The 25,622-nt window shown below is 60.8% G+C and carries 28 protein-coding genes and 2 pseudogenes; 16 read left to right on the top strand and 14 right to left on the bottom strand.

The window, feature by feature from the left end:
- Positions 1-396: 396 nt before the first annotated feature.
- Both HBO24_RS13925 and HBO24_RS13920 read right to left on the bottom strand, forming a co-directional pair.
- Positions 397-633: pseudogene (locus tag HBO24_RS13925) on the bottom strand (magnesium chelatase domain-containing protein); the annotation flags it as partial.
- Positions 634-781: 148 nt separating this feature from the next.
- The gene (locus tag HBO24_RS13920) at positions 782-1,042 is read right to left on the bottom strand and encodes an accessory factor UbiK family protein (protein WP_057444205.1); all 261 of its coding nucleotides are present in this window, start codon (positions 1,040-1,042) and stop codon (positions 782-784) included.
- A gap of 420 nt (positions 1,043-1,462) precedes the next feature.
- Here HBO24_RS13920 and glnK point away from each other — a divergent pair, with 420 nt between their 5' ends.
- From glnK to sutA, 4 genes and pseudogenes are all read left to right on the top strand, one after another.
- Positions 1,463-1,801 (top strand): P-II family nitrogen regulator, encoded by a 339-nt coding sequence (gene glnK, locus HBO24_RS13915; protein ID WP_002555808.1) that lies wholly within the window; start codon positions 1,463-1,465, stop codon positions 1,799-1,801.
- A 34-nt stretch (positions 1,802-1,835) separates the two neighbouring features.
- Positions 1,836-3,173 carry an ammonium transporter gene (locus tag HBO24_RS13910; RefSeq protein WP_029289659.1) on the top strand — a complete coding sequence of 446 codons (1,338 nt, stop codon included), beginning with the start codon at positions 1,836-1,838 and terminating at the stop codon, positions 3,171-3,173.
- 252 nt (positions 3,174-3,425) lie between these two features.
- Positions 3,426-3,566, top strand: a pseudogene (locus tag HBO24_RS29585) (YjbQ family protein); the annotation flags it as partial.
- A gap of 123 nt (positions 3,567-3,689) precedes the next feature.
- Positions 3,690-4,016 carry a transcriptional regulator SutA gene (sutA, locus tag HBO24_RS13900; RefSeq protein WP_057440491.1) on the top strand — a complete coding sequence of 109 codons (327 nt, stop codon included), beginning with the start codon at positions 3,690-3,692 and terminating at the stop codon, positions 4,014-4,016.
- Positions 4,017-4,126: 110 nt separating this feature from the next.
- Here sutA and HBO24_RS13895 read toward each other — a convergent pair whose 3' ends face one another.
- From HBO24_RS13895 to HBO24_RS13870, 6 genes are read right to left on the bottom strand one after another with little or no spacing between them, the layout of a single operon-like run.
- Entirely contained in the window at positions 4,127-4,822 is a 696-nt protein-coding gene (locus tag HBO24_RS13895) for an HAD-IA family hydrolase (RefSeq protein ID WP_057960982.1), read from the bottom strand.
- Positions 4,819-5,718, bottom strand: a complete 900-nt coding sequence (xerC, locus tag HBO24_RS13890; RefSeq protein WP_057440489.1) for a tyrosine recombinase XerC — start codon at positions 5,716-5,718, stop codon at positions 4,819-4,821. The genes HBO24_RS13895 and xerC overlap by 4 nt, the downstream gene beginning before the upstream one ends.
- 2 nt (positions 5,719-5,720) lie before the next feature.
- On the bottom strand, positions 5,721-6,446 hold the full coding sequence (locus HBO24_RS13885; protein WP_057440488.1) for a DUF484 family protein: 726 nt from the start codon (positions 6,444-6,446) through the stop codon (positions 5,721-5,723).
- 13 nt (positions 6,447-6,459) lie between these two features.
- On the bottom strand, positions 6,460-7,290 hold the full coding sequence (dapF, locus tag HBO24_RS13880) for a diaminopimelate epimerase (protein WP_170059892.1): 831 nt from the start codon (positions 7,288-7,290) through the stop codon (positions 6,460-6,462).
- Positions 7,291-7,293: 3 nt separating this feature from the next.
- Positions 7,294-8,541 (bottom strand): diaminopimelate decarboxylase, encoded by a 1,248-nt coding sequence (lysA, locus tag HBO24_RS13875; RefSeq protein WP_170059891.1) that lies wholly within the window; start codon positions 8,539-8,541, stop codon positions 7,294-7,296.
- A 9-nt stretch (positions 8,542-8,550) separates the two neighbouring features.
- A complete protein-coding gene (locus tag HBO24_RS13870; protein WP_038444426.1) occupies positions 8,551-8,712 on the bottom strand; it encodes a lipoprotein in 162 nt (53 codons plus the stop codon).
- Between the two features lie 239 nt (positions 8,713-8,951).
- Here HBO24_RS13870 and cyaY point away from each other — a divergent pair, with 239 nt between their 5' ends.
- The 3 genes from cyaY (at position 8,952) to rnk (ending at position 10,059) form a co-directional block, all read left to right on the top strand.
- Entirely contained in the window at positions 8,952-9,284 is a 333-nt protein-coding gene (gene cyaY, locus HBO24_RS13865; protein WP_057440485.1) for an iron donor protein CyaY, read from the top strand.
- 2 nt (positions 9,285-9,286) lie between these two features.
- Positions 9,287-9,505, top strand: coding sequence for a DUF1289 domain-containing protein (locus HBO24_RS13860; protein ID WP_057440618.1), 219 nt, complete (start codon positions 9,287-9,289; stop codon positions 9,503-9,505).
- 143 nt (positions 9,506-9,648) lie between these two features.
- Positions 9,649-10,059: a nucleoside diphosphate kinase regulator gene (gene rnk / locus HBO24_RS13855; protein ID WP_057444204.1), complete on the top strand. Its 411-nt coding sequence runs from the start codon at positions 9,649-9,651 to the stop codon at positions 10,057-10,059.
- On the opposite strand, the gene HBO24_RS13850 is transcribed toward rnk, so the two are convergent.
- The 3 genes from HBO24_RS13850 to HBO24_RS13840 all read right to left on the bottom strand — a co-directional run bounded on the left by HBO24_RS13850 (position 10,056) and on the right by HBO24_RS13840 (position 13,775).
- The gene (locus tag HBO24_RS13850) at positions 10,056-12,896 is read right to left on the bottom strand and encodes a class I adenylate cyclase (RefSeq protein ID WP_170059890.1); all 2,841 of its coding nucleotides are present in this window, start codon (positions 12,894-12,896) and stop codon (positions 10,056-10,058) included. The genes rnk and HBO24_RS13850 overlap by 4 nt on opposite strands.
- A gap of 167 nt (positions 12,897-13,063) precedes the next feature.
- A complete protein-coding gene (locus tag HBO24_RS13845) occupies positions 13,064-13,318 on the bottom strand; it encodes a TIGR02647 family protein (RefSeq protein ID WP_057440483.1) in 255 nt (84 codons plus the stop codon).
- 172 nt (positions 13,319-13,490) lie between these two features.
- On the bottom strand, positions 13,491-13,775 hold the full coding sequence (locus HBO24_RS13840; RefSeq protein ID WP_057440482.1) for a hypothetical protein: 285 nt from the start codon (positions 13,773-13,775) through the stop codon (positions 13,491-13,493).
- A 125-nt stretch (positions 13,776-13,900) separates the two neighbouring features.
- Between HBO24_RS13840 and HBO24_RS13835 the strand changes: the two genes are divergently transcribed.
- Positions 13,901-14,560: a glutathione S-transferase gene (locus HBO24_RS13835; RefSeq protein ID WP_170059889.1), complete on the top strand. Its 660-nt coding sequence runs from the start codon at positions 13,901-13,903 to the stop codon at positions 14,558-14,560.
- Between the two features lie 168 nt (positions 14,561-14,728).
- Here HBO24_RS13835 and argH read toward each other — a convergent pair whose 3' ends face one another.
- Positions 14,729-16,123 carry an argininosuccinate lyase gene (argH, locus tag HBO24_RS13830; RefSeq protein WP_057440480.1) on the bottom strand — a complete coding sequence of 465 codons (1,395 nt, stop codon included), beginning with the start codon at positions 16,121-16,123 and terminating at the stop codon, positions 14,729-14,731.
- Positions 16,124-16,673: 550 nt separating this feature from the next.
- Between argH and HBO24_RS13825 the strand changes: the two genes are divergently transcribed.
- The 7 genes from HBO24_RS13825 (at position 16,674) to HBO24_RS13795 (ending at position 23,063) form a co-directional block, all read left to right on the top strand.
- The gene (locus HBO24_RS13825; RefSeq protein WP_057440478.1) at positions 16,674-17,420 is read left to right on the top strand and encodes a LytTR family DNA-binding domain-containing protein; all 747 of its coding nucleotides are present in this window, start codon (positions 16,674-16,676) and stop codon (positions 17,418-17,420) included.
- Positions 17,421-17,558: 138 nt separating this feature from the next.
- A complete protein-coding gene (gene hemC / locus HBO24_RS13820; protein WP_057440477.1) occupies positions 17,559-18,500 on the top strand; it encodes a hydroxymethylbilane synthase in 942 nt (313 codons plus the stop codon).
- Positions 18,497-19,264: a uroporphyrinogen-III synthase gene (locus HBO24_RS13815; RefSeq protein WP_170059888.1), complete on the top strand. Its 768-nt coding sequence runs from the start codon at positions 18,497-18,499 to the stop codon at positions 19,262-19,264. Before hemC ends, HBO24_RS13815 begins: the two co-directional genes overlap by 4 nt.
- A gap of 19 nt (positions 19,265-19,283) precedes the next feature.
- Complete coding sequence (locus HBO24_RS13810) at positions 19,284-20,396, top strand: uroporphyrinogen-III C-methyltransferase (RefSeq protein WP_057440475.1); 1,113 nt, start codon at positions 19,284-19,286, stop codon at positions 20,394-20,396.
- A gap of 5 nt (positions 20,397-20,401) precedes the next feature.
- Complete coding sequence (locus HBO24_RS13805; RefSeq protein ID WP_057440474.1) at positions 20,402-21,643, top strand: heme biosynthesis protein HemY; 1,242 nt, start codon at positions 20,402-20,404, stop codon at positions 21,641-21,643.
- A gap of 235 nt (positions 21,644-21,878) precedes the next feature.
- Positions 21,879-22,400, top strand: coding sequence for a disulfide bond formation protein B (locus HBO24_RS13800; RefSeq protein WP_057440473.1), 522 nt, complete (start codon positions 21,879-21,881; stop codon positions 22,398-22,400).
- Positions 22,401-22,604: 204 nt separating this feature from the next.
- The gene (locus HBO24_RS13795) at positions 22,605-23,063 is read left to right on the top strand and encodes an Rsd/AlgQ family anti-sigma factor (protein WP_057440472.1); all 459 of its coding nucleotides are present in this window, start codon (positions 22,605-22,607) and stop codon (positions 23,061-23,063) included.
- Between the two features lie 54 nt (positions 23,064-23,117).
- On the opposite strand, the gene HBO24_RS13790 is transcribed toward HBO24_RS13795, so the two are convergent.
- Positions 23,118-23,783 carry an FKBP-type peptidyl-prolyl cis-trans isomerase gene (locus HBO24_RS13790; RefSeq protein WP_057960977.1) on the bottom strand — a complete coding sequence of 222 codons (666 nt, stop codon included), beginning with the start codon at positions 23,781-23,783 and terminating at the stop codon, positions 23,118-23,120.
- A gap of 192 nt (positions 23,784-23,975) precedes the next feature.
- On the opposite strand from HBO24_RS13790, the gene HBO24_RS13785 reads away from it, so the two are divergent.
- The gene (locus HBO24_RS13785) at positions 23,976-25,145 is read left to right on the top strand and encodes an AlgP family protein (RefSeq protein WP_170059887.1); all 1,170 of its coding nucleotides are present in this window, start codon (positions 23,976-23,978) and stop codon (positions 25,143-25,145) included.
- Here the strand turns inward: HBO24_RS13785 and HBO24_RS13780 are convergent.
- On the bottom strand, positions 25,142-25,606 hold the full coding sequence (locus tag HBO24_RS13780; protein ID WP_170059886.1) for a TIGR02444 family protein: 465 nt from the start codon (positions 25,604-25,606) through the stop codon (positions 25,142-25,144). The genes HBO24_RS13785 and HBO24_RS13780 overlap by 4 nt on opposite strands.
- Positions 25,607-25,622: the final 16 nt, after the last annotated feature.

Raw genomic sequence — 25,622 nt, 5'->3', positions numbered from 1 at the left:
CTATCATGGGCTAGTCCACTTAGTTTTTTAATTCACTACCCAAAAGACCAGTTCCAAATTCTTAGTTAGAGATTATTTATTGCCCAAATAACGGCTTGGGTTTAGGCGTGCACCTCGGCGTTACAACGGCTTTCATTTGGATGTCAGCCTTTATTTGTGCATAGCCCTATGAGCTTTTTTTTGGAATCCACTAACCAAAATGCGGTACCTAAATTTGAAGCTGTTGTTCGCCTTGAGGCAGAATTGATTTCTTCGGAAAGAAATATCTGTCAGCCCGACTTACCTGTCCAAAATACTAGGTTCAAATTTCGATTTAGGCGGCGCATGTCGGGATGTTATTTCATGTCCATGGATGGAACATATTCAGTTTATGTCCACAGCGCTGACTAATCTGTACCCGCCGTCCTTGGGCAGGTCGGCGGGCGCCAGGTTGAGGGTGATACGGCGCGCGGGGTATTGCAGCGCGCTGTTGAGAATGGCGCTGCGCACCCGGTCCTTGCTCTCCTTGACCGCGGTCTCCGGCAGGCCCACCAGGGTCAGGGACGGCAAGCCATTGGCCATATGCACTTCGACAGTGACGGCGGGGGCTTCGACGCCGATCTGGGCGCGGCTGTGGACGATGGCGAGGGACATGCTCGTTCCTTGAAAGGGAGGGCCGCGTGTTGCGGTTTTTCAAGGGTAGACGAGGGCGGGTGAGGCGCTGTGCGCAGGTTTTACAGAACGTATCCAGGCGCTGTCATTGCAGGAGCCGGCAAGCCGGCTCCAAGAGGGGACGCGGTGGTTATTCCTGAGGTGGATTCAGCCGCGCTTCCAACTCCGCCACCTTCGCCTCCAGGCTCTCCAGCCGCGCACGGGTGCGGGCCAGGACTACCATCTGGCTGTCGAACTCTTCACGGCTGACCAGGTCCAGCTTGCTGAACCCGCTTTGCAGCAGCGCCTTGAACTGGCTTTCGATTTCATTGCGGGGCAGCGGGGTTTCGCCGCTGAACAGGCGAGAGGCGTGGCCGCTCAGGGCGTCGAGGAGGTCTTTGGGCGCGAGCATGGGAAACATTCCGGAAAACAGTTGGCCGGCAGTGTATCACGCAGCGCCTATAGTCTTTTCAGCGTGGCCTGCGCACGCTTTTCGCGCATTGGGCTGAATGCGGATGCACTGTTTTTGTGCGTATCCAGGCTGCTGCACCGGCCCATTGGTGGGCGTAGACGGGCAACGGATTGATTTCAGTGACTTTTACGGAGCTGGCAAGGTTTCTGCTTAGACGATCATGACCCATGCACTGATGCAGTCGCTGTGACGAATGCAGTGCGCTGACGGACCAGGGTACATGTTTCGTCACCAACGGTTAGCTGGCGTCGCAAAGGCATTTGCCGAGGCGACGATGCGTTACAAAGCCAGGCACTGCGCTTAGACTTGAGACGGGTTTGTTTTCCTGGGGCAAGTCCACCAATTCGGGAGAGAGTTTTCATGAAGCTAGTCACTGCCATCATCAAGCCGTTCAAGTTGGACGATGTACGCGAGTCACTGTCCGAGATCGGCGTGCAGGGCATTACCGTCACTGAGGTCAAAGGCTTCGGTCGGCAGAAGGGTCATACCGAGCTGTATCGCGGCGCGGAATACGTAGTCGATTTCCTGCCGAAGGTGAAGATTGATGTCGCCATTGACGACAAGGATCTTGATCGGGTTATCGAGGCGATAACCAAGGCGGCCAACACTGGCAAGATCGGTGACGGCAAGATCTTCGTGGTCAATCTGGAACAGGCTATTCGCATCCGTACCGGCGAAACCGATACCGACGCAATCTAAGCCGCCAAACCCCAACGCCCCAGGAGAAAACAATATGACTCTGCGTAAATTCGCAGGGCTAGGAGCCCTGTTGTCCATCGTAATGCCCAGCCTGGCCATGGCGGCAGACGAAGTGGCGGCTCCAGTCCTCAATTCCGGCGACACTGCCTGGATGCTGACAGCCACCGCACTGGTGCTGTTCATGACCATCCCTGGCCTGGCGCTGTTCTACGGCGGCATGGTCCGCTCCAAAAACATTCTTTCTGTGATGATGCAGTGCTTCGCCATTACTGGTCTGATCAGCATCCTGTGGGTCGTCTACGGCTACAGCATCGCGTTCGACACCACGGGCATGGAACAGGGCGTCGTCAACTTCAACTCGTTCTTCGGCGGCATGGGCAAGGCGTTCCTGGCGGGTGTCACACCGTCCAGCATCACTGGGCCTGCGGCGCTGTTCCCGGAAGCGGTGTTCATCACCTTCCAGATGACCTTCGCGATCATCACCCCGGCGCTGATTGTCGGTGCGTTCGCCGAGCGCATGAAGTTCTCCGCCATGCTGCTGTTCATGGCCATCTGGTTCACCCTGGTCTATGCGCCGATCGCGCACATGGTCTGGAGCGGCAACGGCGGCCTGATGTGGGACTGGGGCGTGCTGGACTTCGCCGGCGGCACCGTGGTGCACATCAACGCCGGTGTGGCTGGCCTGGTGGCGTGCATCGTGCTCGGCAAGCGTAAAGGCTACCCGACCACCCCAATGGCCCCGCACAACCTGGGCTACACCCTGATCGGCGCGGCGATGCTGTGGATCGGCTGGTTCGGCTTCAACGCCGGCTCCGCTGCTGCGGCCAACGGCACGGCCGGCATGGCGATGCTGGTGACTCAGATCGCCACTGCTGCTGCGGCACTGGGCTGGATGTTCGCCGAGTGGATCACCCACGGCAAGCCAAGCGCCCTGGGCATTGCCTCGGGTGTGGTAGCCGGCCTGGTGGCCGTTACCCCGGCCGCCGGTACCGTAGGCCCGATGGGCGCCCTGGTGATCGGCCTGGCGTCTGGCGTGATCTGCTTCTTCTGCGCCACCAGCCTCAAGCGCAAGCTGGGCTACGATGACTCCCTGGACGCCTTCGGTGTGCACGGTGTGGGCGGGATTGTCGGGGCGATTCTCACTGGCGTATTCGCGGCGCCGATCCTGGGTGGCTTCGGCACCGTGACCGATATTGCCGCACAGGTCTGGATCCAGGCCAAGGGCGTAGGCTTTACCGTGATCTATACCGGCATCGTGACCTTCGTAATTCTCAAGGTGCTGGACTTGACCATCGGCCTGCGTGTGACCGAAGAGGAAGAGGCCGTTGGCCTGGACCTGGCGGAGCACAACGAACGTGGCTACAACTTGTAAGAACGTATGAAAAAAAACATGCCCGGCTTGCCGGGCATTTTTTTGTCTGGTATTTGCCTGTGGTGACGGCGCGTGAGCATTTTTGTGCCGAGTTTGTGATTGGATCCACACGGTACTTTTCAGTGTGCGAATGTCTTACAGGCATGTAGGCGTATTCGGCACTTTGTTTTTTCCCAGAGCGCGCTAGAATGCGCGCCGATGGGCGCAGAACTGTATATGGCGACAGACCCTGATTACCCTGCGGGCCAAGCCCCGGGTCATTTCAAGGGCAGCCTATCGGGTCGCCAACTGAGTTTGCCGGTCAAGGCCGGCCACTTGGCAATGGGCACATGGCAACGCGTTTATCTGGACGAGCACCCTGATCATGGCGGTGCTCGTAAAGTCCTCGCCACCTGCACGGTGATGGGGCATAAGCCACTGGTTATCCGGTGGACGTTGATTTTTTTCCGGCAGCCTTCGACAGATGGTGAAGCTGGGCTATAACTAATCTGCTTTTCGCAAGTCATGAGGTAGAACATGAGCGACGATGATCTGGAAAACGACGAACTGGAAGTAGGTGACGAAGACGACACCGAAGAAGGTCTTGAAGCGGTAGCGGAAGACGTTGCTGACGATGACGGTGGCGATGATGCACCTGTTCCGGCCGCCAAAGGCAAGGCCAAGGCTGCTGTTTCGGTAGACGAACTGCCGAGCGTCGAGGCCAAGAACAAAGAGCGCGATGCGCTGGCCCGTGCGATGGAAGAGTTCCTCGCCAAAGGCGGTAAAGTGCAGGAAGTCGAGGCCAACGTGGTGGCAGATCCACCGAAGAAGCCGGATAACAAGTACGGCAGTCGGCCTATCTGAGGCCGGTTACTTGCTTGCTGAAAAAGCCCGCCGTCGCTGCGGGTTTTTTCATGCCTGGAACAAACTCCAGCAGGCTCCCACCTTGGATTTCCAGTGGTATCGCAGCCGCGTTATTTCCAGCTGTGGAGCAGCTCCGGTAGCTCGGTCAGGCTGCGAATCTGCGCATCCGGCAATGCCTCACCTTCCCAAACCTTGCCGGTCGGGTTGAACCACACGGCTCGCAACCCCGCCTGCTGCGCCCCGGCGATGTCATCGCCAGGGTGATCGCCAATATGCACCGCCGCACTGGCATCCACCCCGCCCCGCTGCAACGCCTCTTGAAACAAGCGCGCATCCGGCTTGGCGATGCCGATATCCTCGGCCCTCAGGGCAAAGTGGAAGTAATCCGCCAGGCCTACGCGCTGCACATCGGCATTGCCATTGGTGATCACCCCCAGCAGAAAGTGCTGGCGCAGGGCTTGTAGCATCGGCTCGGCTTCGGGGAAGACGGTGAGCTGGTGCCGCGCATGAATGAACGCTTCAAAACACACATCGGCCATCTCCGTGGCTTGCGGCTGTGGATAACCGGCCTCTTCAAAGGCGTGCATCAGCACCCGCTGGCGCAGCACACTGATCCGGTGTTTGAGCTCGGGATGACGTTGCAGCACCTGCTGGCGCAGGCTGGCGAAATGCTCCAGGGGCAGGTCGCCGACCTTGGACGCATGGGTCGCCAGCCATTGGCGCATCGACGCTTCGGCGCTGATGATGACGGGGACGTTGTCCCACAGGGTGTCGTCCAGGTCGAAGGTGATTAGCTTGATGCTCATGAGTCGCCGCCTTTAACGCGTTTGGCCCTGGGATGGGCGCTGTCGTACACCGTCGCCAGGTGCTGGAAGTCCAGGTGGGTGTAGATCTGGGTGGTCTTGATATCCGAGTGGCCGAGCAGTTCCTGCACGGCGCGCAAGTCTTGTGACGATTCCAGCAGGTGGCTGGCAAAGGAGTGCCGGAGCATGTGCGGATGCAGGTTCTGCCCCAGCTCCCGCTCGCCGGCGGCCTTGACCCGCAACTGAATGGCCCGTGGCCCGAGGCGTCGGCCTTGCTGGCTGACAAACACCGCGTCGTCCGGCGGATTGCTCAGGGCTCGCAGGGGCAGCCACACCAGCAGGGCGTCGCGGGCCTTTTTGCCGATGGGCAGCACGCGGGTCTTGCTGCCTTTGCCGTGCACTTGCACCAGGCCGTCGGCCAGGTCCAGTTGCTCGAGGTTGAGGCTGGTCAGCTCCGACAGGCGCAGGCCCGAGGAATAGAACAGCTCCAGGATCGCCTGGTCGCGGTGCGCCAGGAAGTCATCTTCGACCGCGCCATCGAGCAATTGCAGGGTGCGGTCGGCATCCAGGGTCTTGGGCAGGCGGCGCTCACCCTTGGGCGGCGCCAGGCCGTTGGCCGGGTCGTGATCGCACAGGCCTTCGCGGTTGAGGTAGTGATACAGACCACGTACCGCCGACAGCAGGCGCGCCAGGCTGCGGGAGGATTGGCCTTGCTGGTGCAGGCGTGCAATCAGGCTGCGCAGGCCCTGGATATCAAGGGCCTTCCAGCTGCTGATCTGGTGTTTCTGGCAGAACGCCAGGACCTTGTTCAAGTCCCGTCGGTAGGCTTCCAGCGTATGGGGAGACACCTGGCGCTCGCTGCGCAGGTGAGCGCAGTAGGCGTCCAGTTGCCGTTCCATGGCTAGCGCACCGCGCGCAGGGCAGTGGTAAAGCGCGGCAGGCTGCGGCTCAACACTTCGGCAATGTAGGTCAAAAACAGCGTGCCTACCGTGCTCTTGTAGTGCTGCGGGTCACGGCTGGCAATGGCCAGGACGCCATGCAGGCCTTGATGGTTGAGGGCGACCACGGCAGTCGAGCCGATCTGCACGCGCTGGTCCTCGCCAAACAGGAAGTCCAGCTCATGCTCGCGCAGGGTGCCGCTGATGGTCTTGCCTTCCGACAACAGGCCGCCAATGGCGGTCTGCGCTTCGCTGCCCTTGACCCAGCGCCCGACCGGCATCGGGTTGTCACTGAACAGGATCAGGCTGACAAACGGCACCTGGAAGTCCTGGCGCAGGCTGTCTTCGACGGCAATGGTCAGGTCTTCCAGGCTGGCGGCATCCAGCAGTGCCAGGATCAGGCGGCGGGTCTTGTCGAACAGGCGGTCGTTGTCGCGGGCCACGTCCATCAACTGTGAGAGCCGATGGCGCATTTCGATATTGCGCTCGCGCAGGATCTTCATCTGCCGCTCCACCAGCGACACGGTATCGCCGCGCTGGTGAGGGATGCGCAGGGCCGGCAGCAGTTCGTCGTGTTCGACGAAGAAGTCCGGGTTAGCCTCCAGGTAAGCGGCGACGGCCGCTGCCTCCAGGCTTTCGCAAGGGGATCCTTCGGGCTGCTTGGCGGGTGCCTGGGGCTTATCGGTCATTGGCGAGTCGCTCTCATAGACGGACATGTCCTTCGTATACACGGGATGCCGGGCCGGTCATCTTCACCGGTTGGCCTGGGCCTGCCCATTCGATGGACAGGCGTCCGCCGGGCAGGTCGATCAACAGGGGCGAATCCATCCAGCCCTGGCTGATCGCAGCCACGGCGGCGGCGCAAGCGCCGGTGCCACAAGCCTGGGTTTCCCCGGCGCCGCGTTCCCACACGCGCAATTGCGCACGGGAGCGGTCGATGACCTGCAGGAAGCCGACGTTGACCCGCGCCGGAAAGCGCGGGTGATGTTCGATCTTCGGTCCCAGTTCATGCACCGGCGCATTGTTGATGTCGTTGACCCGCAGCACCGCATGGGGGTTGCCCATGGACACAGCGGCCACCTCGACCACAGTGCCGTCGACATCCAGTGGATAACTCAAGGCCTGGGCCTCAGCCTGGAACGGAATATCGGCCGGCACCAGGCGCGGGGCGCCCATGTCGACGCTGATCTGGCCGTCGCTGCGGATATCCAGCTCGATAATGCCGCTTTTGGTCTCGACGCGAATCTGCCGTTTGGCGGTCAGGCGCTTGTCCAGCACGAACCGGGCGAAGCAGCGCGCACCGTTGCCGCACTGTTCCACTTCGGAACCGTCGGAGTTGAAGATCCGGTAACGGAAATCCACCTCCGGATTGCTTGGCGCCTCGACGATCAGCAGCTGATCGAAACCGATGCCGGTATGGCGGTCGCCCCACAGCTTGGCGTGCTTGGGCAGGATATGCGCGTGCTGGCTGACCAGGTCAAGGACCATAAAGTCATTGCCCAGGCCGTGCATCTTGGTAAAACGCAGCAGCATGGCTTACTCCGGCAGCAGGCTTTCGCCAGCAAACAACTCGGCTACCGTCTCGCGGCGACGCACTTCAAACGCTTGATCACCGTCCACCAACACTTCGGCGGTACGCCCGCGGGTGTTGTAGTTGGAGCTCATGACAAACCCGTAGGCACCGGCCGAATGCACGGCCAGCAGATCGCCTTCTGCCAGGGCCAGTTCACGGTCCTTGGCCAGGAAGTCGCTGGTTTCACAAATCGGGCCGACGATGTCATAGGTGCGCGGGGCGCTGTCGCGCGGGCGCACGGCGCTGACATCCATCCAGGCCTGGTACAGCGCCGGGCGGATCAGGTCGTTCATCGCCGCATCGACGATGGCGAAATCTTTGTGTTCGGTGTGCTTGAGGTACTCGACCTGGGTCAGCAGTAAGCCTGCATTGGCAACGATGTAGCGGCCCGGCTCGAATATCAGCTTCAGGTCGCGGCCTTCGGTGCGCTCGCGTACGGCCTTGACGTAGTCGGCCACCAGCGGCGGCTCTTCGTCGCGATAACGCACGCCCACGCCACCGCCCAGATCAATGTGGTGCAGGTAGATGCCGCACTCGCCGAGGCGGTCGATCAGCGCCAGTAGGCGGTCGAGGGCATCGAGGAAGGGGGGCAGGCTGGTCAGTTGCGAACCGATATGGCAGTCCACACCCAGTACTTCCAGGTTTGGCAGTTGGGCGGCGCGGATATACACGTCTTCGGCGTCGGCAATCGCGATGCCGAACTTGTTCTCTTTGAGACCGGTGGAAATGTACGGGTGGGTACCGGCATCGACATCCGGGTTGACGCGCAGGGAGATCGGCGCACGCACGCCCATCTCGGCGGCCACCACTTGCAGGCGCTCCAGCTCGTCGGTGGACTCGACGTTGAAGCAATGCACGCCGATTTCCAGGGCACGGCGCATGTCTTCACGGGTCTTGCCGACACCGGAGAACACGATTTTGTCAGCCTTGCCGCCTGCGGCCAGTACACGCTCCAGCTCGCCACGGGACACGATGTCAAAACCAGCGCCCAGGCGCGCCAGGACATTGAGTACACCCAGGTTGGAGTTGGCTTTTACTGCATAGCACACCAGGCTTGGCGTGCCCTCCAGTGCATCGGCAAAGGTGCGGTATTGCGCTTCGATATGCGCTCGCGAGTACACATAGGTCGGGGTGCCGAAGCGTTCGGCAATCGCGGACAGCGCCACGCCTTCCGCGAACAGCTCGCCGTTCCGGTAGTTAAAAGCGTCCATGAAATTCCCTTAGTAGGTGTCGTGCTTGTGCGCTTTGGATTGCGACGTTTGCGCCTGTTCATTCGGGTCTTTGCTGTCATCGGGCAGGTACAACGGGCCTTTTTGACCACAGGCACTGACGAGGCAAGCGACCGCGACGAGCGCAGCAAGGGAAGAGATCAGGCGCTTCATGGCTAAATCCTTGAATATGCATTAATTGCGCCCGAGTATACCGACCACCCGCCAGCTTGCCTATGTGCCGGGACACCCGTCCGGCGGGGCTTTGCCGAGTATGTCGTGAAGTGACCTACATTAATTTGGGATATTTCTCGCGGCTGATGGGAACGAAATCGGTATTCTTTGCAATCATGATGGCGCCTCCGTATCGTGCGGCGCTTGAGCGTGAGTAGACACTTTTTGAGGTTCCCACCATGAGTTTGACCGAAGCCCGCTTTCACGACCTGGTCGATGCGACCCAGCAAGCGCTGGAGGATATTTTCGACGAGAGTGGCCTGGATGTGGATCTGGAAAATTCTGCCGGCGTGCTGACCGTCAAGTTCGAGAACGGTAGCCAATTGATCTTCAGCCGCCAGGAGCCGCTGCGTCAGTTGTGGCTGGCGGCACGTTCCGGAGGTTTTCACTTCGACTATGACGAAGAAGAAAAACGCTGGTCCCACGACACCAGCGATGAGCTGCTGAGCGAAATGCTTGCACGCATCACTCAGGAACAGGCCGGCGTCGAGCTGGATTTCGACGAGATTTGATCGTGACCCAGCCCACACCCGCCCGTCCGCCCAAGCCGCTGTTCAGCAATGTCAGCCCGGCAGTGCCGTCACCTTGTATCAGTTTGTGTCGGCTGGATGAGCAGAAAGTCTGCCTTGGCTGCTTCCGACACGTGGAAGACATCCGGGAATGGCGTTCCGCCGATGATCAGCGGCGCCGCGTGATCGTCGCACAGGCCGAGCAACGCAAGGCCGGTGCCTGACCTTCAGACCAGCCCATCTTGTTTATTTGGTGTGCTGTGGTAGTGTCCGGGTACACCTCAACTCATCGAGGTCCGTGAGAACCCCGCCGTTTATTGGCGGGGTTTTGCTTTTTTGTGCAGAAAAAAAGGAGTCTGCCGCAATCATGACTGCACCTTCCATCATCCTCACCCGTCTCGATGTGCAACGTCTTGAGCAACTGATCGACCGTATGGACGATAAACTGCCAGGCGTCATCGCCCTGCAAGCCGAACTTGACCGCGCTGAAGACGTGGTTGGTCACGATGAAGTGCCTGCCGGTGTCGTGACCATGAACTCCAGCGTGCATTGCCGCGAGCAAAGCAGCGGCAAGGACTATCACCTGACCCTGGTCTACCCCAAGGACGCGAATGCCGACGAAGGCAAGATCTCGATCCTCGCCCCGGTGGGCAGTGCGTTGCTGGGCCTGCAGGTTGGCCAGCACATCGACTGGCCCGCTCCAGGTGGCAAGACCCTCAAGCTTGAGCTGCTGAGTGTCGAAGGCCAGCCTAAAGACGGCGGCGCATTCACGCTCTAGACCTGATTCAAGGCCTGGTTGAGCGCCTGCTCCAACTCGGCCTTGTAGCGCAGGTAGAGATTGCTTGGGCTTTGAACATCACCGAGTAGCCCGGACAGGTCCAGGTCGGTGATGTAGCAACGATAGCGCTCGGTTTCCCGACGCTGCCCGACGATCTCCTGGGCGACCACTGCAAACAGCTGGTCGCCAAATTCCAGTTCACAAAACTCCCGCTGATTGCAGTACAGGGTAATCCCTACCTGGCCTGGCGCGCCCTTGCCGATAATCGCCTGCACGTCGTAGAACGGTTTGTTGGCCGGGACCTGGGGTGCCGGTCGTGGCTCGACCCGACGGGCCCGACCGCTTGCTGATGGCAACAGCTGGTAATACAGCGTTTGCACGGCCCCCAGTGGCTGCTGCGGGTCCAGCGGTGAGAGCGCGTCCCGACGATAGATGACCGACTGCAGGAAGCGCTGCAAAGGGGCGAGCAAGCTTTGCTCATCATGAAACGGCAGGCGCTGTTGCCAGAGGGCGTTGAATTCGTCGAGCACGTACAGCTCGGCGAAACCGTCATTGATGCGGTAGAACACCTGCACACAATCCGCCTGGCCCATAGGTAGCAGCGCTGCCAGATCATGGTCTTCCAGGGCCATGGCATCCAGGTGCAACGGGCTGTAGCTGGCCAGTTCTTCACAGAGGTATTCCACCAGCGCCTGCTGGTTGGCCAGGGACACATGATTGGCCTGCCCCGGCGCCAGTTCCATGACGTGATAGTGCTGCTGCACCTGGATCAGATAGCGGTGGTTGAGCTGGCTGAGCATCAGGTTTTGCGCGGTATCGAAAATCTCTTCCACACGCTGGGCAATGAACTGCGCACGGTTATGGCAGAAACAGCGCACCCGCAGCCGTGGCAGTTGGTCGTGTGGTAACTGATTCAGGTAATCGCGCAGGCAATCGAGCAGGGCGTGGGGGCCCTCGTAACGGCTGACCATTACCTCGTTCCAGCTGTTGAGTGTCACCTGGTCCAGGGTCAACACCAGGTTTTCCCTGACGCCGGCGTAACTCAGGGAGTCGGTGCGCTCGGTGGTCATCAGGATATTCAAGTCACGGTGGTGCTTGAGCGGGTCGACGCCGACGTTGACCAGCAACAGCACCTCCTCGGGTATCGCCGTACGCAGCAGGCGTTCCTCATCCACCGTGGTCAGGGGCAGGGCGACGGTCTGTTGCAGGCTGCCCAGCAGATTGAACAGCTCGAATTCGCTCAAATCGCTGGTGCCCGGATGCAGGGCCAGGCGAGTACTGCTGTCGATCACGCCGTTGCGATGGCACCAGGTGAGCATCTCCAGCAGGTCGCGGCTGCGTTTGATCGGCGCAAAGTGCTCCCATTCCAGGGCCGTCAGGCTGCCGTTGTACAGGCCCCAATGGTACTGGCCCGGCTCCTTGCGATTAGGCGAGTGGACCAGGGTGAGGGTGTCTTCGGCCAGGTCCGGGGCAATCCCCGGGTTGATGAACTCGACCTTGCCGGCCTTGCGTTCAAAGGCGGCGTACAGGCGTCGACCCAGCACATTGAGGTCGCGCTTGTTGATCAGGCTCACGGTCTGTTCGGTGCGGGCGAATTGGGTCAGGAAGCGATAGCTGTAATTGAGCTCATTGACCAGGGCGCGGCGTTCGGACGCGACCTGTCGCACTTTCCACTGGCTGCGGCTGTCGAGCAGGGCCAGTTGCCGCTGGTCCCAGCCCCATTCATGGGCCAGGCGCTCCAGCAGCGCACGTTGCCAGCCGGTGGTGCGCTGGCCGGTGGTGAGCTTGCGGTTGACCTTCAGGTACAGGCTGCGCCGCACCAGTTCCAGGCGCTCGGGTTCGTTGCGCCCGCGCAGGTATTCCTCGATGCGACGGTAGACCACGATATACGGGTCCAGCTCATCCAGGTCCAGTTGGTTGGCGAACACTGCACGTTTGAAACGCAGGCTCAGGCACTGCACCTTGGGGTGCTCGCTGGCATACACCTCGGTGAGCAACAGCTTGAGCACCGACTTGTAGGGTGACTCGATACCCTTGAACAACTGCCACAGGCCGGCGCCGATAAATTCTCCCGGCGGGATATGGGCCAGGTGCCCGAGGTCGAGGGTTTCGTCGGCGCGGATAAAACGTTTGGAAATCAGCGCGTGGGTAAATTCGGCGTAGCGCGCTTCTTCGTAGACTGGCACCAGCCACCAGATTGGCGTGCGCCCGGCCAGCCAGATGGCGGTGCGGTAGAACTCATCGAGCAACAGATAGTGCTGGCTGGTGCCGCAGTCATCTGAGCTGAGCTGGGTATCGCGACCGCCCTGAGCGAAACGGCTGGGTTCGATCAGGAAAAAATGCGCCTCGGCGCCCATGCTCAGGGCCCAGGCCTCCAGCAACTGGCACTTTTTGCGCAATTCGACCAGCTCGGCCTCGTTTACCTCGGCGGCGTGGCAGACCCACACGTCCATATCACTCTGGTCGGCCTGGGCCAGTGTGCCAAGGCTGCCCATCAGGAACAGACCGTGGATCGGGGTGGGCGGGTTGCCGTGGCGTGGCTTGTAGGAAAACGAGCGGGTCAGGCGCTGGGCTTCGGCCAGGACCTGGGCATCCGGTTCAAAATTCGACAAACCGGCCGGCGTACTGCCCGAGACATAACCAGGCAACAAGGGGTGATTGACATGGAAAAACAGCGGCAGCAGTGCCAGCACGCTTTGCTGGCGCGGCGTCAGGCCTTCGACAGCCCGGGCCATGCGGCCGGCATTGAGGGTGAGGAAACGCGAGCGCAGTTGGGCCAGTACCTTGCGGTCAATGCCTTCATCCAAGTCAGGGCGGATTTCATGGGTACTGGTCATGTCGAACTCAACGGCTCGCAGGCCCGGCGTGGGCGGCCGTGTAGGAGTTTACAGACAGAATCGTAGGAGGTTTAAGGGGAATTTGTTTTTGGCGCCAGAATTTTATCGTCGGCGCAGAAGTGCCCGCGGAATCCGTGAACAGAGGATTCCGTGGGCGATACGGTGGGTCAGGCGGCTTCTTTGGTGGTAGCGGTGGTCAGGATCGTCAGCAGTGTTTGCGCTTGTTCTGCTGCGTCGCGGCCCAGACTGGTCAGGTAGCCGCCATCTGGCTGGTCGATCAGTTTTTTCTCGAACAGGCGTTTGGCCGCAGCAATGGCAGTGGGAGCAGCGGTCTGATGGACTTTCAGACCTTCCTGGGAACTGCCCAGGTTGAAAAGTGCAAGGATTTCCAGTTCGGCAACCAACTCAGGGGTATACGACATAAGGACTCCAGACGTTCTAGGAATTGTCAGACGCTAGCAGCCCCTAAGGTGAACGTACTTGGGCGAACTGTCCAGTCTGGAGGAGCGAGCTTGCTCGCGAAAAGCGTTAACGTTGACCCGGGGCAGTTGGAGAAACGCGGCGCGCTCAGGTTTTTCGCGAGCAAGGGCAGGGTTACTGGTTTTCCGGCGGCAGCTCTGGCAGGGCGCGCAGGGCGGTTTCATACCAGTCGGTGTTGAACGGCCGGTCTTCTTCCAGCATCGCGTCGATTTCCACGGCCAGCACGTGAGCCATCAGGTTCAGGATGTCTTCGCGCTCGTAGCCCACCAGGGTCAGCTTGTTGAATGTGGCCTTGGCCGCCGGCGGGTTATCGCTTTCGATCTGGTTTTCGATCGCTTGGGTCAAGGTGGATTCGGCGAACTCTTCGTCGTCGTTGTCGATATCGGTTGGCTCGCTCATGGCTGCCTCCTGTCAGGAAAGGGCGCCAGTCTACCTCCATTCAGCCCGGTGATGCTGCTGGTCAGGTGGCGCGTCACGTTCTATAACCTAACCAGCCAACCCCTGCACGGCCTGGAGGCTTTGTGATGCTCAAGCTCTACGGATTTTCGGTCAGTAACTACTACAACATGGTCAAGCTGGCGCTCCTGGAAAAGGGCCTGCCCTTCGAGGAAGTGGCGTTTTATGCCGGGCAAACCCCTGAAGCCCTGGCGGTGAGCCCGCGCGGCAAGGTGCCGGTGCTGAAGGTGGAAAACGGCTTTATCAACGAAACCAGCGTGATTCTCGAGTACCTCGAACAGACGCAATCGGGCCCGGCCCTGCTGCCAGGCGATGCGTTCCAGCGTGCCCAGGTGTTGGCGTTGTGCAGGGAAATCGAGTTGTACATCGAACTGCCGGCCCGGGCTTGCTATGGCGAGGCGTTCTTTGGCATGCCGGTACCGCAGGCGATCAAGGACAAGGCCAAGGCCGAGTTGCTGTTAGGGGTTGCTTCGCTGGGGCGGCACGGCAAGTTTGCGCCGTATGTGGCAGGGGAGCGTTTTACGCTTGCTGATGTGTACTTCATGTACAGCGTGGACTTGGCGTGCGCGGTTGGTGGGAAGCTGTTCGGCCTGGATCTGCTGGCTGAGTTGCCGAAGGCCAAGGCTTTGCTGAAGACGCTGCAAGACCTGCCCAACGCCCAGCGAGTGGCGGCGGACAAGGACGCGGCGATGCCGGCCTTTATGGCGATGATCGCGGCGAAGAAGTAATAAATGTGGGAGCTGGGCTTGCCCGCGATGCAGGCACCTCGGTGTGTCAGTGACACTAAGGTGATGCTATCGCAGGCAAGCCAGCTCCCACACAAGCCCGCTCCCACAGTTGACCGAGGTGATTGAAGGCCCCGGTCAAAGGTGGGAGCTGGCTTGCCTGCGATGCTTTTAGCGGCTGGCGAGCAGGGCCTGGCCGCGCACCACGGCTGCCTTGACCTGGGCCGGAGCCGTGCCGCCGATATGGTTGCGGGCATTGACCGAGCCTTCCAGGGTCAGTACCGCAAACACGTCCTGCTCGATCTGGTCGCTGAACTGGCGCAGCTCTTCCAGGCTCATTTCCGCCAGATCCTTGCCAGTATCCACGCCGTATTTCACCGCATGGCCAACGATTTCATGGCAGTCACGGAATGGCAGGCCACGGCGCACCAGGTAGTCCGCCAGGTCCGTGGCGGTAGAGAAACCGCGCAGGGCCGCCTCGCGCATGATGGCGTGCTTGGGCTTGATCGCCGGGATCATGTCGGCAAACGCGCGCAGCGAGTCGCGCAGGGTGTCGGCGGCGTCGAACAGCGGTTCCTTGTCTTCCTGGTTGTCTTTGTTGTAGGCCAGAGGCTGGCCTTTCATCAGGGTCAGCAGGCCCATCAGTGCGCCGAATACACGGCCGCTCTTACCCCGCACCAGCTCTGGCACGTCGGGGTTTTTCTTTTGCGGCATGATCGAACTGCCGGTGCAGAAACGATCCGGCAAGTCGATGAACTGGAACTGCGCGCTGGTCCACAGCACCAGCTCTTCGGAGAATCGCGACAAGTGCATCATCGCGATGCTCGCGGCGGCGCAGAACTCGATGGCGAAGTCGCGATCCGATACGCCGTCCAGGGAGTTGCCGCCCACGGCGTCGAAACCCAGCAGTTGCGCGGTGTATTCGCGGTCGATCGGGTAGGTGGTGCCGGCCAGCGCGGCGCTGCCCAGGGGCATGCGGTTGGCGCGTTTGCGGCAATCGACCAGGCGCTCGTAGTCGCGGCTGAGCATTTCGAACCAGGCCAGCAGATGGTGGCCAAAGGTCACAGGCTGCGCGGTTTGCAGGTGGGTGAAGCCGGGCATGATGGTGTCCGATTCACGCTCTGCCTGCTCCAGCAGACCTGTTTGCAGGCGGGTGATTTCGGCCAGGATCAAGTCGATTTCATCGCGCAGCCACAGGCGGATATCGGTGGCTACCTGGTCGTTGCGGCTACGCCCGGTGTGCAGTTTTTTGCCGGTCACGCCGATGCGGTCGGTCAGGCGCGCCTCGATATTCATGTGCACGTCTTCAAGGTCCACGCGCCAGTCGAAGGTACCGGCCTCGATTTCGCCACGGATCGTGGTCAGGCCGTCAATGATGCTGTCGCGCTCGGCATCGGTCAGCACGCCGACCTTGGCCAGCATGGTGGCGTGGGCGATGGAGCCCATGATGTCGTGGCGATAGAGGCGCTGGTCGAAATTGACGGAGGCGGTGAAGCGCGCGACGAAGGCGTCGACGGGCTCACTGAAGCGGCCGCCCCAGGACTGGTTGGTCTTGTCGGTGCTCATGGATTCGCTCGTGATCTGCTTAAAAGAGGCATGAAAGTGTGCCGCCGATAATAACAGGGTTGCTGATGGAGGCGTTGATACGCCGCGTCGGCATTTTTATTTGTTTGCTGGATGGCAAAGTGCCTTGCCGTCTGCCGCGTCCGGGATGAGACTGGAGGTGGGAGTGACGCGGGGGTTTAACCCGGCCGGTTCCTGAGGTAAACAAAGGATGTTTATTGAAACGATATTTGACGATTGAGCAATGTCGTCTTCATGAGCGTCTACAGTTGCACTGACAGGGGTGCACTGCACCAATGCCAGGCAATGAGGTCGAACTCCAGGCTAACCTTAAAGTAGAGGGGGTGTTCATATTGTGTATCAGCAAACCCTATGACGATGCCCTGCGGTATCGGGTTATGGGCGGTATTGAACAGGTCCGGGTAAATATTGGTGTCGCTCTCGGGGCACTTTTTGCCGCTCGCGCTAGTCTTAGCGTGGATCGCCGTGACGGAAGTCACCGCACCTGTCTACGCTATCCTTGTGCGAGACTCACGCAGGAATCCAGCGCAATATGAATGTCCTGATCGTTGATGACGAACCCCAAGCCCGCGAGCGACTGAGCCGTATGGTCAGTGAGCTTGAGGGATACAGTGTCCTTGAACCCAGCGCTTGCAGTGGCGACGAGGCATTGGCCTTGATCGAAAGCCTGAAGCCGGATGTGGTGCTGCTCGATATCGCCATGCCGGGCCTTGATGGCCTGCAGGTAGCTGCCCGCTTGAGCGAGCGCGAGTCGCCGCCGGCATTGGTGCTTTGTGCCAGTGAAGAGGAGTTTCCCTCCCAGGCCCTGGAGGCCAGCGGTGTCAGCTTCCTGGTCAAGCCAGTGGCTGCCGATGCGGTACTCAAGGCCTTGAAGAAGGCTGAGCGACCCAATCGCGCCCAACTCGGCGCCTTGACCCAGCCCGCAGCGCAAAGTGGCAACGGCCCGCGTAGCCATATCAGCGCGCGGACCCGCAAGGGCATCGAGCTGATTCCCGTGGACCAGGTGATTTATTTTATCGCCGACCACAAGTACGTGACCTTGCGCCACGAGGTCGGCGAAGTGCTGCTTGATGAGCCGCTCAAGGCCCTGGAAGACGAATTTGGCGAGCGCTTTGTGCGCATCCATCGCAATGCGCTGGTGGCCCGCGAGCGTATCGAGCGCCTGCAACGCACGCCCCTGGGGCATTTCCAGTTGTTCCTCAAAGGGCTCAACGGCGATGCGTTGATCGTCAGCCGACGCCATGTCGCAGGCGTGCGCAAAATGATGCAGCAGCTTTAGCCCGAGGGCTTGAGCGACCTGCATGCCCCGAATCCCGGAGTGACGCGGCCAGGGAGGCCCCGCACTTGCTGATTCAAATCAAGGCGGTTCTGCCTGAGCTGTTATTATCTGCCGTATCTATTCAGTACGGATTGATCCATGTCCTCTCGCGAAATCCGCATCGCCACCCGTAAAAGTGCCCTGGCCTTGTGGCAGGCCGAATACGTCAAAGCCCGCCTTGAGCAAGCCCATCCGGGTCTTACGGTGTCCCTGGTGCCCATGGTCAGTCGCGGCGACAAGCTGCTCGACTCGCCACTGTCGAAAATCGGCGGCAAGGGGCTGTTCGTCAAGGAGCTGGAAACCGCGCTCTTGGAGAATGAAGCCGACATCGCCGTGCACTCGATGAAAGACGTACCGATGGACTTTCCCGAAGGCCTGGGCCTGTATTGCATCTGCGAGCGTGAAGACCCGCGCGATGCCTTCGTGTCCAACACCTACGCCTCCCTTGATGAGTTGCCCCTGGGCAGCATCGTCGGCACATCCAGTCTGCGTCGCCAGGCCCAGTTGCTGACCCGTCGCCCGGACCTGCAGATCCGCTTCCTGCGGGGCAACGTCAATACCCGCCTGGCCAAGCTGGATGCCGGCGAGTACGACGCGATCATCCTGGCGGCGGCCGGCCTGATTCGCCTGGGCTTTGAAGACCGCATCACGTCGGCCATCAGTGTCGAAGACAGCTTGCCGGCCGGTGGGCAGGGGGCCGTCGGTATCGAATGCCGTACCGCAGACCGTGAAATCCAGGCGCTGCTCAAGCCTCTCGATCATCAGCAAACCGAAATTCGCGTCACCGCCGAACGCGCCCTGAACAAGCACCTCAACGGTGGCTGCCAGGTACCGATCGCCTGTTACGCGGTCCTTGAGGGTGACAACCTCTGGCTGCGCGGCCTGGTGGGCGATCCCGACGGTGGTTTACTGCTCACCGCTGAAATCCGCGGGCCACAAGCCGAGGCCGCCAGCCTGGGTGTGAAGGTTGCCGAAGAATTGCTGGCCAAAGGCGCCGGCGCCATTCTGCAAAAAGTCTATGGCGAGGCCGGTCCGCAGTGACCGGTTGGCGTGTGCTGCTGACGCGGCCTGCCGAGGAATCGGCAGCCCTGGCGGCCTCGTTGTCCGAAGCCGGTATCTTCAGCAGCTGCCTGCCGTTGCTGGAAACCGAACCCTTGCCCATCACTCCTGAGCACCAGGCGGTTTTCCAGGGCCTGGATCGCTACTGCGCGGTGATCGTGGTAAGCAAGCCGGCCGCGCGCGTGGCGCTGCAATTGCTCGATCAGTACGCGCCAGCGGTGCCGGCGTTGCCATGGTTCAGCGTCGGCGCAGCAACGGCCCAGGTTCTGGCTGACCAAGGCCTGGATGTGAGCTACCCCGAGGTTGGGGATGACAGCGAAGCCTTGCTTGAAGTGCCCAGGTTGCGCGAGGCTGTCGCCATTGGCGATGCCCAGGTATTGATCCTGCGCGGGCAGGGTGGGCGAGAGTTGCTGGCTGAGCGTTTACGCGGCCAAGGTGCTAGTGTCGATTATCTGGAGTTGTATCGTCGGTTTCTGCCGGCCTACGACCCGGATGTGCTCGCCCAGCGCATTGCTGTGGAACGCTTGAACGGCCTGGTGGTCAGCAGTGGGCAGGGTTTTTTGCATTTGCAAAGCCTTGCCGGCGCCCATTGGCCACGCGTGGCACAGTTGCCGTTGTTCGTGCCCAGCCCACGCGTCGCCGAAATGGCGCGGGCGGCGGGCGCGGAAAAAGTTGTGGATTGCCGCGGTGCCAGTGCCGCGGCTTTGCTAGTGGCGTTACGGAGCCAGCCCGTTCCCACTCTCTAATAACGCAAAGGATGGACACGTGAGCGAAACAGCCTTGCCTAAAGATGAAGCTCAGCCCGCGCTTGATGCGCCTGTTGAGACCCCGGTCACTGCGCCGCGCCGTGGCAACGGCCTGGCGGTCTTCGCCTTGCTGCTCGGTGCCGCCGGTGTTGCGGCCGGCGGCTGGGGGCTCTGGCAGGTCCGGGCCCTGCAAGCGAGCAGTCAGCAACAGTTGGGGCAGGTGCGTACCCTGGATGAACAAGCCCAGGGTATTGAGCAGGCACAACAGCAGTTGGCCGCGCGCCTGGCGCAATTGCCGGGTGCTGATGAGCTGGAAGAACGCCGTCGATTGGTGGCGCAATTGCAGGGCGACCAGCAACGCCTGAATCAGCGTCTGGAAACCGTCCTGGGCGCTAGCCGCAAGGATTGGCGCCTGGCCGAGGCCGAGCATCTGCTGCGTCTGGCCAGCCTGCGCCTGTCGGCCTTGCAGGATATCAACAGTGCCCAGGCGCTGGTGCAGGGCGCCGATGAGATCCTGCGCGAGCAGAGCGATCCCGGTTCCTACGCCGCCCGTGAGCAGTTGGCCAAGAGTTTGGCGGCCTTGCGCAGCGTCGAGCAGCCAGACCGTACCGGGCTGTACCTGCAACTGGCGGCGCTGCGGGACCAGGTGGTGCAACTGGCCGCCGTGTCCCCGGAATATCAGCTGCAAGAGAGCCCACAGGGCCGTCCGAGTACCGACACGGACAGTCGCTGGAGCCAGTGGTGGGAACAGATCTCCCGCTACTTCCGGATCGACTTCAACCCCGACGATAACATCCGCCCGCTGCTGGCAGGCCAAGGCTTGAACCAGGTGCGACTGGCCCTGAGCCTGGCGCTGGAGCAGGCGCAATGGGCGGCGCTCAATGGCGAACCGGCGGTGTACGCCCGTGCGTTGGGCGAGGCGCGCAGCGTCTTGCAAGACAACTTCAACCAGGACAACCCGCAAAGCCAGGCCATGCTGGCGCGTATCACCGAGCTTGAGCCCAAGGCCGTCTCGGTGGTGACCCCGGACCTCGCCGCGAGCTTGTCTGCGGTGCAGGCTTACCTTGAACGCCGCCATCTGTCTGCCGATGAAGCCAAGGCTTCCGCCGGTAAGCCGGCGACCCAGGAGTAAAGCCGATGAAGCGTTTCTATGTGATCCTGGTGCTGGCGATTGCCCTCGCCCTGGCGCTGGCGGTAGGCATCTCGAAACACACCGGCTATGTGCTGATCACCTATCCCCATGTGCTGCATTACGAGTCTGGCCTGTGGTCGACCCTGGTGGCGGTGTTTGTCGTCGGCCTGGCGATCTATCTGCTGCGGGTGCTGCTGGGGCTGGTGACAACCTCTGGTGGCGTGGTCAATCCCTGGTCGCGCCGCAATCGCAGCCGACGGGTGCAGGTCGCCATCGAGCAAGGGCAGATGGACCTGGCGGAAGGCCGCTGGGCCAGCGCCGAGCGACACCTGCACCGTGCTGCAGAAGCCGAGCGCCAGCCGCTGCTGTATTACCTTGGCGCGGCCCGGGCCGCCAACGAGCAGGGGCGTTATGAAGAGTCCGACGGCCTGCTGGAGCGCGCCCTGGAGCGTCAGCCCCAGGCCGAATTGGCCATCGCCTTGAGCCACGCGCAGTTGCAGATGGACCGTGGCGACACCGACGCCGCCCTGGTGACGCTGCAGGCCATGCATGAACGCCATCCGCACAACGCCCAGGTATTGCGTCAACTCCAGCGCTTGCACCAGCAGCGCGGTGACTGGTCTTCGGTGATCCGCCTGTTGCCAGAACTGCGCAAGGACAAAGTGCTGCCTGCCGCCGAACTGGCAGATCTGGAGCGCCGGGCCTGGGGTGAAAACCTGAGCCTGGCGGTCCAGCGTGAAGAGCACGGTGAAGCCGGCCTGCAATCCCTTGAGCGGGCCTGGCAGCAGTTGACCTCGGCCCAGCGCCAGGAGCCCCAACTGGTGCTGGCCTATGCCGAGCAGTTGCGTCAGCTGGGCGCCGATGCCAAGGCCGAAGAGGCGTTGCGTGTGGCGCTCAAGCGCGGTTATGACAGCCACCTGATCCGGTTGTATGGCCTGTTGCGCGGTAGCGATCCGGCACGCCAGCTGAAATTCGCCGAAGGTTGGCTCAAGGATCATCCGGGGGATGCCAGCCTGTTGCTGACCTTGGGTCGGCTCTGCCTGCAAAACAGTTTGTGGGGCAAGGCGCGGGACTATCTGGAAAGCAGCCTGCAAGTGCAGCGCAACCCCGAGGCCTGCGCCGAGTTGGCGCGGTTGCTGGCGCAGTTGGGTGATACCGAGCGCAGTAATCAGCTGTTCCAGGAAGGCCTTGGGCTGCTGGATAGCCGTCTGCTGGCTTCACCGCTGCCGGTGCCTGCACGGGTTTGACGTAGGATTTTTTGAAGGGTTGGCTGGGAAACATCTGGCAGCCAGCCCTTCAAATCCCCTTGGTTAGGGGCGTTTCAGGGGCTGAGGTGGTTTCCCACACTGAGCCACGCAAAGTTACCTACCTTCTGACGGTATATCCCTGCGATCTCACGGAAGCGTCTGCTCCAGCGCGTATTGAAAGGGGTAAGGTCTTTCCTCTACCGTAACTACCTATCTCTTGCGTTGCGGATAAACAATGTCTTTGGCCCCCTCACGCTCCTTGTTCTTCCTGGCGTTCATGGCCGGTGTGCTGACGTTGGGCGCGTCTTTTTATCTGGAATATGGGGCATTGCTGCGACCTTGTTTCCTGTGCCTGATCCAGCGCAGCCTGCTGGCGGTGTTCACCCTGATTAACCTGATAGCGACGCTCCATGGCCCCAGGCGTGTGGGCATTTACCTGTATTGGGCGGCGAGCATGGGCTGTGCATTGCTCGGCGCAGTGACAGCGGTGCGCCAGGTGCTGTTGCAGAATATCCCGCCTGACCAGATGCCCAACTGCTGGCCAAGCCTGGAATACATGATCGAAAACCTGACGCTGGGGCAAGCCCTGCAACTGGCATTCAAGGGCACCGTCGACTGTGTGGAAATCAACTGGACGTTGTTCGACTTGAGCATCCCGGAATGGAGCCTGCTGTTCTTCATTGCCATGCTCATCCTGGGAGGGACGCAGTTTTCACGCCTGTTGTCCGGTCAGGGTTTGCGGTTTGTGAAGCACTGATTGGGGTTGTTGGCTCGTAGGATGGGATTAAACACTTGTATGAACTTTCTGGTCTGCGTACCTTGAAGCCATAGTCATGCGGGCATAATCTGGCCCGCACGCGTTATTGAAACAGTTTGTTCGATGCGGCGTTGTCCGGTGCCGCTTTATCCTCGAAGTGTTGCGCGGGCAAAAGCGGCACCGCCCATAAGGGAAGAGATCATCATGTTGGAAAGTTGTCAGAATGCTCAGGAACGCTGGGGTGGTGTGCATAAGCTGATCGACAGCTGGTTGAAGGCACGTCACGAATTGGTTCGAGCCTTTGATGCTCTCGGTGAGAAGCCCGAAGCGCTGGCTGAGAACCGTGGATCTCTGCAGGACTTCTGTGGTGTCTTGGTGGATTACGTCTCGGCAGGTCACTTCGGGGTCTATGAGCAATTGACCAAGGAGGCCGAGGCCTTCGACGACCAGCGTGGCCTGGACTTGGCCGAGACTATTTACCCGCGCATTGATGTCATCACCGAAAAACTCCTGGCCTTTAACGACCTTTGCGACAAAGGCAAGTGCGTTGCCGAAAAATTCAAAGAGCTGGGCGGCCTGCTCCATGAGCGTTTCGAACTGGAAGACTGCCTGATCGAAGTGCTGCACAACGCCCACAAGGAAGAGCCTGCAACCCAGGCTTGAGCCTCAGCGGCAAGACAAAAAACGGTGCGCATGGCGCACCGTTTTTCGTTGGGTTCAGCTACCGATTGCGAGCAGCTCAATCTCGAAAACCAGTGGCGTGTAAGGCGCGATCAGCTCACCCGCACCGTCTGCGCCATAAGCTTGGGCCGATGGAATGACCAGGCGCCACTTCGCGCCAACCGGCATCTGTTGCAATGCGCTTTGCCAGCCGCTGATCACGCTGTCCAGGCGAAACCATTGGGGCTGGGCACTCTGGTCGAAAATCGTCCCATCGGGCAATCGCCCCACGTACTTCACTTGAACCCTGTCACGGGCGCCCGGCTTTTTCCCGCTGCCGGCGGCCAACTCTGTGAGCAAGATACCGTCGGCCAATTCGCGCACGCCGGCCCGGGCTTTTTCCGTGGACATGAATTGTTGCTCGGCGGCGAGGGCCTTTTCGCTTTGCGGCACTTGGGCCTCGGCGCTGGCCTGTGCTTCGTGCTGGGCAAGAATTTGTGTGATACGTGCGTCATCCAGGGCCAGGGGCTTGCCTTGATAGGCCTGCTTGAGACCTTCGAGCAAGGCCTGGATCTGCAAGTCGGGGACTTCCTGGCGCAGGCGTTCGCCTAGGCTGGCGCCCAGGCTGTAGGCCAGATCGTGGCTGTCTTTGGACGCCGTCGGCTCACTTGCGTTGGCCACTGAAAGTGACAAACCCAGGATGAAAAAAAGGTAACGCGACATGGGTGTTCTCCAGCCGAAAGTGCGGTGGATTATGCCAGTGTGGATGGGCAAAAACCGGAGCGGTTTTTCGTTATATCAATAAGAATTTTTGTGCGGTGCAACGCAACGCATTCGATACTGTCAACATGCCCTAGCGGCGGTAAGAGCAGAGGGCTAGTATGAGCCGCACCCACGTCAGCCAGGAGGTAAACCATGTCGGCCAAACAGAAGCCTGTTAATACCCCGTTGCACTTGCTCCAACAACTCTCGGGCAGCCTGCTCGAACATTTGGAAAGTGCTTGCTCCCAAGCCTTGGCTGATGCAGAGAAATTGCTCGCCAAGCTGGAAAAACAACGCGGCAAGGCTCAAGAAAAACTGCACAAATCCCGCACTAAACTGCAAGACGCCGCGACCGCCGGCAAAGCCAAGGCGCAAACCAAAGCCAAGGGCGCCGTCAAAGAACTTGAGGACTTGCTCGATGCCCTCAAGGATCGTCAATCCGAAACCCGCACCTACATCCTTCAACTCAAGCGCGATGCCCAAGAGAGCCTGAAACTGGCGCAGGGCGTGGGTCGTGTGAAAGAAGCTGTGGCCAAAGTGTTGAGCACTCGTACACCAGCCAAGGCAGTTGCGGCCAAGGCGCCGGCCAAAGTTGCGGCCAAGCCTGCTGCTAAAAAAGCGCCTGCTAAAGCTGCTGCTGCGAAACCAGCCGCCAAGCCAGTTGCTAAAACTGCTGCTGCAAAACCAGCCGCCAAGCCTGCTGCTAAAACTGCTGCTGCAAAACCAGCCGCCAAGCCTGCTGCTAAAACTGCTGCTGCAAAACCAGCCGCCAAGCCAGCTGCTAAAACTGCTGCTGCGAAACCAGCCGCCAAGCCTGCTGCTAAAACTGCTGCTGCAAAACCAGCCGCCAAGCCTGCTGCTAAAGCTGCTGCTGCGAAACCAGCCGCCAAGCCAGCTGCTAAAACTGCTGCTGCGAAACCAGCCGCCAAGCCAGCTGCTAAAACTGCTGCTGCGAAACCAGCCGCCAAGCCAGTTGCTAAAACTGCTGCTGCGAAACCAGCGGCCAAGCCGGCTGCCAAACCTGCTGCTGCAAAACCAGCGGCCAAGCCAACTGCCAAACCTGCTGCTGCAAAACCAGCGGCCAAGCCAACTGCCAAACCTGCTGCTGCAAAACCAGCGGCCAAGCCGGCTGCCAAACCTGCTGCTGCGAAACCAGTGGCCAAGCCGGCTGCCAAACCTGCAGCTGCCAAACCCGCGCCAGCTCCAGCAGCTGCCAAGCCAGCGGCTCCTGCCGCACCGGCAGCGCCAGCCGCTACCACTGCACCGGCCAGCAGCACGCCTGCCCCGGTAGCACCAGGCACCACCCCAACCAGCGCTTCCTAAGTGCCGGTGACCGCGGCGCGCAGCTGAAGCAGCGCGTCGTGGTCAAGGTTGGCGGCTTCGGTCGCCAGTCCTTCAAGCCATGTCGGATGCGTGGCGCGTTCTCCCGTTGGCCAAGCCTGTGCCAGCGCTTCCAGACGTAACAGCAACTGCTGTTCGGCTTCCAGCTCCAGGGCCTTGACCCGCTCGCGCAACGCTCCCAGCCCCACATCCTGCTGCGCCATGGCGCGCCATTGCTTGCGCACCCTGCGCAAGGGCTCCACAACGTCTGCCTGCCAGGGACCGGCGATTGCTCGCAGCGCCTGCACGCGTCCAGGTTCAAGTGCGACCCCGCGCTGTTCCAGCCACAGCCCGCACAACAACAGACACACATCCGCCCCTTGCTCCTGCAAGCGCAGGCAGGCATCTTCAGCGCCCGTACGGGCGTAGGTCGAGAGGGCAAAGCTCCACAGGTCAGCGCACATGTTCACACCCAAGCCA

The organism is Pseudomonas sp. WS 5410, from assembly GCF_012985645.1.
GTDB lineage: Bacteria > Pseudomonadota > Gammaproteobacteria > Pseudomonadales > Pseudomonadaceae > Aquipseudomonas > Aquipseudomonas shahriarae.
This window is presented reverse-complemented; position numbering and strand designations above follow the sequence as displayed.